The 6,333-nt window shown below is 32.4% G+C and carries 4 protein-coding genes; 3 read left to right on the top strand and 1 reads right to left on the bottom strand.

Translation table 11 applies throughout. From position 1 onward, the window contains the following. A partial coding sequence (locus FC70_RS09485; RefSeq protein WP_235804077.1) for an MFS transporter occupies positions 1–795 on the top strand: 795 nt, incomplete at its 5' end. Between the two features lie 65 nt (positions 796–860). Then, positions 861–3,017 (top strand): alpha-galactosidase, encoded by a 2,157-nt coding sequence (locus FC70_RS09480; RefSeq protein ID WP_057889983.1) that lies wholly within the window; start codon positions 861–863, stop codon positions 3,015–3,017. Between the two features lie 54 nt (positions 3,018–3,071). Here FC70_RS09480 and FC70_RS05425 read toward each other — a convergent pair whose 3' ends face one another. After that, positions 3,072–3,992, bottom strand: a complete 921-nt coding sequence (locus FC70_RS05425) for a helix-turn-helix domain-containing protein (protein ID WP_057889982.1) — start codon at positions 3,990–3,992, stop codon at positions 3,072–3,074. 219 nt (positions 3,993–4,211) lie between these two features. On the opposite strand from FC70_RS05425, the gene FC70_RS05420 reads away from it, so the two are divergent. Then, on the top strand, positions 4,212–6,320 hold the full coding sequence (locus FC70_RS05420) for an alpha-galactosidase (protein ID WP_057889981.1): 2,109 nt from the start codon (positions 4,212–4,214) through the stop codon (positions 6,318–6,320). Positions 6,321–6,333 lie beyond the last annotated feature (13 nt).

The raw sequence follows: 6,333 nt of genomic DNA, 5'->3' as shown, positions 1-6,333 counted from the left end.
TTTAGAATTTTTATTGTTATCTTTGCTATTTTTAATTGTGCGTTGACTATCTTCTCGTTTTCAAATGTAAGAGAGCGAGTCAAGGTTGCAAGCAGTAAACGAGTCACGTTAAAACAAAGTGTTCGGGCTATGAATAAAAACTGGCCATGGTTTATCTTAGTTGCGGGTAATTTACTATTTTGGATTGCACAACAAAATCGTCAATCAGGAATGGTTTATTACTTTACTTATTATTTCCACAACAAAGGACTAGTTACTTTTTTTAATTCAATTTCATTAATTCAAGTATTAGCAATTTTGTTAATTCCATTAATGAATAAGCATATGACTAAGAGTCATATTTGGGCATTAGGTTTTGCGGGCGCTGTTTTTGGACAAGTAATTATAATGGTTTCAGGACATAGTATGGCTGGCGCAATTGCCGGTTGGGTGATTGGGATGTTGGGATCAGGAATTGCGGTATCAATGCCATTTGCGATGTTAGGATCAGCAGTTGATTTTGGCGAATGGAAAAGTGGAATCAATGCCGCCGGCTTATTGACGACAATTGGTTCGGCATTTTGCATGTCAATGGGACAAGGTATTGCGGGATATATTAATGGTGCATTTCTAAGTGCTTTTGGATATGTTGCGAATGCAACCCAAACTGCACATGCATTAACTGGAATTAGTCTTGATTTTAATGGAGCTACAATTGTTATTTACGCTTTAGCAATTATCCCAGCTTTGATGTATGGTAAGTATGAAAAAATGGAAGATAAAATTATCACGGATTTATCTAAGACACGTTTATAGTTGTTCATTATTATAATAATTAGTTTGTTTTTTGTAGATAAATAAAGTAACGGAGGTATTTAATAATGTCAGAATTAATAAGAATAAAAAGTAAATGTACTGAAATTGATTTTAAAGCTGAAGTTGGTGGAATTGTTAGTCTAGTTTATGTCGGAGAAATTACCGATTCAATATCAGATTTAATAATTGCTGCTGATGATCAAGCAACGATAGAAATACCTAAAAAAAGTGAGCCAGAAACAAACTTTTTTTCACCTGTTGAAATACAAATTACAGGGGGAGATACATTGCATAAAGGTGTTAAATTAATATCTTCGGCAATTAATAGACGACTTAAATTTGTTGAGCACGCTATTGAAGAATTTAATGGCGGAAAGAAGTTAGTTATCACCCAACGTGATGAAATCACAAAGCTAGAGGTGAAATCTTTCTATGTTTTATATGATTCAACGATTGCAATTCGTTCATGGACGCAAGTTATTAATCAAGGCGAAAGTGAAGTTGGACTTGAATATGTTTCATCATTTGCATTAAGTGGAATTGTTCAAAAAGGAGAATATGGTAAAAATTGGGCTGAAAGAGTTAAAATATCAGAACCAAGTAATGAATGGCAGTCTGAATTGCAATGGAATACCGCAAGCTTAAAATCATTAGGTATGAACTTTTTATCTGATGGACAACATTTAGAGGCTTCAACAAAAAGAATTAGTATGAATAATACTGGTTCGTGGTCATCGTCTGAGTGGTCACCTAACGGGATTGTAACTAATGAATATAATCAACAAGCTGCAATGTGGCAGATTGAACATAATGGCTCATGGCATTCTGAGATTAGTGATACAGGTGATGGTCGAGTTATTAGATTATCATTATTTGGACCAGAGGAAAATGATCATCAGTGGTGGAAATTAGTTAAACCAGGAGACTCATTTACTACAGTTTCAGTAGGGTTTACACAAGTTAACGGTGACAGTGAAGATGCGATTGGAGAAATGACAAAATACAGACGTCAGATTAGACGAAGTAATGATGATAATGATCGTCTACCAGTTATTTTTAATGATTATATGAACTGTTTATGGGGAGATCCTACTACTGAAAAAGAAATGCCGCTTATTCATGCAGCTGCAAAAGCAGGTGCCGAATATTTTGTCGTTGACTGTGGTTGGTATGCTCCTGGTGATTGGTGGGACAGCGTTGGGGAATGGAAAGCATCATCCGAACGTTTTCCAAATGGAATTCGTGAAGTAACTGATGAAATTAAAAGATTAGGTATGACACCAGGATTATGGTTAGAGATTGAAGTTATGGGGATTAATAATCCACTAGCGGTTAAGTTACCAGATGATTGGTTCTTTATGCGACATGGACATCGAGTAATTGATGTAAATCGATATCATTTAGATTTTAGGAACCCCGAAGTACGTAAATATGTATCAGACGTAGTTGATAGACTAGTAAAAGAGTATGGTTTGGGATATATTAAAATGGATTATAATATTACGACCGGTACAGGTACAGATCTAAATGCTGAGAGTATTGGTGATGGCTTATTAGAACACAATAGAGCTTATTTGAAATGGATAGATGAATTATTTGAAAAATATCCAGATTTAGTAATTGAAAATTGTGGTAGTGGTGGAATGCGACATGACTATGCAATGTTAGCTAGACACAGCATTCAATCAATGACTGACCAAACTGAATATGTTAGAAATGGGCAAATAGCTGCAGCTAGTGCTAGTGCAGTTACACCTGAACAAACGGCAATTTGGTCATATCCATTAATTGATGGTGACGATGAAGAAACCATTTATAACATGGTAAATACAATGTTAGTAAGAATCCATCAAAGTGGATATTTAAATGAGTTAACTGATCATCGATTTAATATGGTTTCAGAAGGAATTGATGTGTATAAAACATATAGAGAAGAAATTCCTTTCTCTACACCTATTTGGCCATCGGGGATGCCACATATAGATGATGATTTAGTCACGTTTGGTTTAATAAATAGTAAACATATTTATTTGGCTATTTGGAATTGTACAGATGATCAAGGAACGTTAAATATTGATTTAAATAAATATTGTAATGAAATTTCAATACAACAAATTTATCCTAAAAATCGAAATGATGTAACTTATAAAGTCCATGGAACTAAGATTAGTTTTAGTTTTCCAAAAGGTAAAATGGCTCGACTATATAAAATAGATATTTAATAATACAAAAAATGCTTGGTTTAAGATAAAATCAAGCGTTTTTTGTATTAATTTTTAAAGGGGATTACGATCAATGGGAACCTCAGGATCAAAATTACTAGAATCTAAAAATTTTCTTGTATAGGCATAACGGTATTTCGAAGGTGTTAAGTTAGTATATTTTTTAAAGTCTTTCATGAATTGCTTAGCATCAGAGAAATAAGCCAGGCTGGAAATTTGTTTTATCGGTAAATTGGTTTCTACAAGTAACTCAATAGATTTTTGAATCTTTAGTCGATTAATATATTGAATAATCGTTTCATTAGTATGATTTTTGAAAAATCGAACTAAGTATTTTGAGTTTAATTCAAACTTATTTGCAACATCAGTCACGCGTAGAGATTCACTTAAATTAGCCTGAATCCAGGATTTTATTAGACTTATGCGGGCGTCTTTTCTTGAGATTTCTTCTTGTGCAAGGGTTTTGAAGTAATCATTTGAAAGTTGAATGATTAGTTCTGTTAATAAATAGTCAATTGATAGAGATGTAAAGTAGCTGTCTCTAACCACATCAAGAAGTTGATTCGATAGTATAAATGATTTATCGGTATTAGGAAGACTAAATTTTAATGGCAACATGCAGGTAGTTTTTGTAAACATATTTTCTATTTTTAAATTATCTTGAGCTTTTAAATTATAGACTTTTAGTCCGTTTGGATGATTAAAAAAATGTATCCAAAAATATTGAGTGCCTGTAGGTGAATCTTGATAACCTTCTAAATTATGAAATGGTGGCAATGAAAAAACATCACCAGCTTCAACAATGATTTTGGACCCATCAACTTTTAAAAATAATGTTCCTTTAATTACTATTATTATTTCAAAATTACCATCATGAAACATATGCTTATGTTTCCAGTTTGCTCCAGCTTCAAATTTACCGGAAGAGATATGTAGTAAGGGCGTACTTATGTTTATTTTTGATAATAAAAACATGTTATCATCTCCTAAAAAATAAAAAGTCACAAAAACACACTAATTGTACAAATGATAAGTGATAAAAATACACCTTATGTATAAGATACACCATTTTAAGAATATTTGAAAGCGTATACAATAAGTGTATACAAATTATTATAAGGAGGTTTATAAAAATAATCGGATTAATAGTATTTGCTATTTATAAAATATTTTAATGGAAAGGTGTAATTATTAATGTCAGTATTTAAAGTACAAACCGAAACAGCTACAGTAATATTCGAAGTGTTGACAGATCGAAGAGTTGTAATTACAAGAATTAATTCTAATAACTTAAGTGATGCAGACATAGAATTAAAAAGACATATGCAAATTTGTGAAGTTCAAATTACTGGTAATAACTTTCATCATAAAGGAGTAAATTTTGTTGATACTAGTCCAGGCTCAGAACTTAAATACAGTAATCATAAAATTGAAGAAAACAATTTTGGAAAGTTATTGATTATAAAGCAACATGATGAACTTAAAAGTATTGAGGTAAGCAATTATTATCAATTATATGACAAGACGTCTTTAATTCGAAGTTGGGTAGAGGTTACTAATACTAGTGAGGAACATATAGGAATTGAATATGTATCTTCCTTTGCAATTTCGGGAATAAATCAATTTGATGATTTGTCAGGTAATTATGCTGAACATAATGAAATCTATGTAGCTAATAATAATTGGACTAGTGAAGCACAGTGGAAAAAACAGTCTTTAAAAGATGTGGGACTAGATTATTGGGTGGATGGTGAGAAAGGGCAGGCATCAACCAAGCGAATTAGTATAAATAATAATTCTTCATGGTCATGTTCTGAATATTCACCAAACGGAATTTTAACTAATACAAAAACCGGCCAAAGTGCAATCTGGCAAATTGAAAATAATGGCGCATGGCACTATGAATTAACTGATATTGGTAAAGGAAATCTTTTGGCATTAAGACTTTCTGGTCCAGAAGAAATTGATAATTCTTGGTGGAAAAATCTATTACCAGGTGAATCGTTTAAAACATGTACGGTGGCTTTTAGTCAATTAAATGGTGATTTTGAAGATGCAATTGATGAATTAACTGAATATAGGCGATTAATTAGAAGACCAAATAGAGATAATAAAAACTTAGCTGTTATTTTTAATGATTATATGAATGGTTTGGCTGGTGATCCAACAACGGCTAAAGAGAAGTCATTGGCAGATGCAGCTGCTAAAGTTGGATGTGAATATTTTGTTATCGATTGTGGTTGGTATGCTCCAGGGTACTGGTGGGATAGTGTTGGTGAATGGCTACCGTCTAAAGAACGTTTTCCTAATGGCATAGAAGAGTTAATTAAATATATTCGAGATAAAGGAATGACCCCAGGATTATGGTTGGAAATTGAAGTTATTGGGATTAAGAGCCCAATTGCTAATAAATTACCAGATGATTGGTTCTTTATGAGACATGGTAAAAGAGTTATCGATGCAGATAGATATCATTTGGATTTTAGGAATCCAGAAGTTAGAAAATTTGCTGATGAGGTGGTAGATAGATTAGTTGAACAGTATGGTGTTGGTTATATAAAAATGGATTACAACATTACAACTGGAATTGGTACTGATTTAAACTCTGATAGTTTTGGAGACGGTTTACTTGAACATAATCGAGAATATATTAAGTGGATTAAAAATGTATTCAATCGTTTTCCTGAACTGGTTATTGAGAATTGTGGTAGTGGAGGGATGCGACATGATTATGCGTTGATGGAGCAACATAGTATTCAGTCTTTGACTGATCAGACTGATTATGTTCGTAATGGTAATATTGCTTCAGTAGGAGCCACAGTTGTAACGCCGGAACAGTGTGCAGTATGGTCTTATCCATTAAAAAATGGCGATGAAGAAGAAGTTATTTATAACATGACAAATACAATGTTAATGCGTATACATCAAAGTGGGTTGCTTGATCAAATAAAAGGTAAACGTTTAGAACTTGTTACAGAAGGTATTCAAGTTTATAAAGGATTTCGTGATAAAATTCCTGACATGTTACCAATTTGGCCAAGTGGGTTGAACCAACTAGATGATCAATGGTTCAGTTATGGTCTTAAAGGAAACAAAGAGATATATTTAGCAATTTGGCGTGGGGTTTCAACATCAGATAATTTTGAAATTGATTTATCTAAGTATGGAAATATTAAAAAAGTTGAACAAATTTATCCGGTTAAGGTTGTTTCAGATGCTACATGTATAAATAAAGGAAACGTAGTAAATATTGAATTTAAAAACGATAAAATGGCAAGGCTATATCATATTAAATTAAAATAATGAGGTGAAAAAT

This window comes from Paucilactobacillus oligofermentans DSM 15707 = LMG 22743, from assembly GCF_001434315.1.
GTDB lineage: Bacteria > Bacillota > Bacilli > Lactobacillales > Lactobacillaceae > Paucilactobacillus > Paucilactobacillus oligofermentans.
This window is presented reverse-complemented; position numbering and strand designations above follow the sequence as displayed.